At 68.9% G+C, this 1,370-nt stretch carries 1 protein-coding gene and 1 other annotated feature; the gene reads right to left on the bottom strand.

Annotated elements, in window-relative coordinates:
• Window positions 1–15 precede the first annotated feature (15 nt).
• Window positions 16–1,316 (bottom strand): IS3 family transposase gene (locus tag ACK8HX_RS17725; protein ID WP_411942042.1). Its coding sequence is split into 2 segments (ribosomal slippage): window positions 16–1,031 and window positions 1,031–1,316, totalling 1,302 coding nucleotides; the frame shifts between segments, so codons are not numbered across the junction.
• Window positions 904–1,032, bottom strand: a sequence feature (AL1L pseudoknot). It overlaps the preceding gene by 129 nt.
• Window positions 1,317–1,370 lie beyond the last annotated feature (54 nt).

The following is a 1,370-nucleotide window of genomic DNA, read 5'->3' as shown; positions in this document are numbered from 1 at the left end:
TGAACCGCCCCGGGTTCAGTGGAGAGTCAGGTGTCCTTCCTCGGCGATCGCCGGGGAGGGGTGTTGGGCAGCGTAGTAGTTGTTCTCGTGCTCGACCGGTGGGGTGTCGCCACACCAGGAGTGAAGGCGTTCCCGGTTGTACCAGTCGACCCATTTGAGGGTCTCGAGCTCGACGTGTTCGAGGGTTCGCCAAGGTCCGTGGCGGCGGATGAGCTCGGTCTTGAAGAGCCGGTTGAGGGCCTCGGCGGCTGCGTTGTCGTAGGAGTCGCCGACGGAGCCGACCGAGGCGGTGATGCCGGCCTCGGCGAGCCGCTCGGTGTAGCGGATGGACAGGTACTGCACGCCGCGGTCGGAGTGGTGGACCAGCCCGGTCAGGGCGTGTCCGTCCTGCTGTCGCTGCCAGATGGCCTGCTCCAGAGCGTCCAGGGCGAGGTCGGAGCGCAGCGTGGCGGACACCCGCCAGCCCACGACCCGCCGGGAGTACAGGTCCATGACGAACGCGACGTACACGAACCCGGCCCAGGTCGGCACGTAGGTGATGTCGGCGACCCAGCGGGTGTCCGGCGCGGGCGCGGTGAAGTCCCGACCCAGCACGTCCTCGGGGCGGGCGTCCTTGGCGGGGATCGTCGTTCGTGGACGCTTGTGGTCCCCGGCGGTGGCGCCGCGCAGCCCCAGCGCCCGCATCCGCCGCTCCACGGCACAGCGGGGCACCGGGTCGCACCGGCCGTCGACACCGTCGCGCACATCACCGGCTGGCTGCTGCCGGTTCAGCGCCTTCCACATCTTCCGCACTCCGTACACCCGGTAGTTGGCCTCGAAGACCGCCGTGATCCGCGCATCCAAGGCTGCGTCGGCGATCGCTCGCCTGGACGGCGGTCGGGCATGACGGGCGTAGTAGGTGCTCGGGGCGATCTTCGCGCCGGCCTGGGCCAGCACGGTGCAGATCGGCTCGACCCCGAACTGACCCTTGTACGCGTCGACGTACGCGATCAGCGTGTCGGTGGGCGGTCGAGCTCCGCCGCGAAGAAAGCCGACGCGGTCTTCAAGATCGCGTTCGCCCGGCGCAGCTCACGGTTCTCCCGTTCCAGCTCGATAATCCGCGCTGCCGGATCCACCGGCAGCGACGACGTGCCCGAGGAGCCCCTGGGCGGGTTGCGGAACCAGTTCCGCAAGGTCGCCCCAGGGATACCCAGCTGCTCGCCGACCTGGGTGCACGCACGCTTGTGCGCCATCCCCGGATTGTCCTTGATCGTCTCGTTCACCATCCGAACCGCTCGCTCACGCAGCTCGTCGCTGTACTTCCTCGGTGCGGGCATGACTCCAGCCTCCCTGAAGAGGTCAGGACCCTCCACCAAACCCGGGGCGGTTCA

Origin of the sequence: Oryzobacter faecalis, from assembly GCF_046764005.1 — a bacterium.
Lineage (GTDB): Bacteria > Actinomycetota > Actinomycetes > Actinomycetales > Dermatophilaceae > Oryzobacter > Oryzobacter faecalis.
The sequence above is the reverse complement of the archived record's forward strand: the minus strand, read 5'-3'. Positions and strand labels throughout refer to the sequence as shown.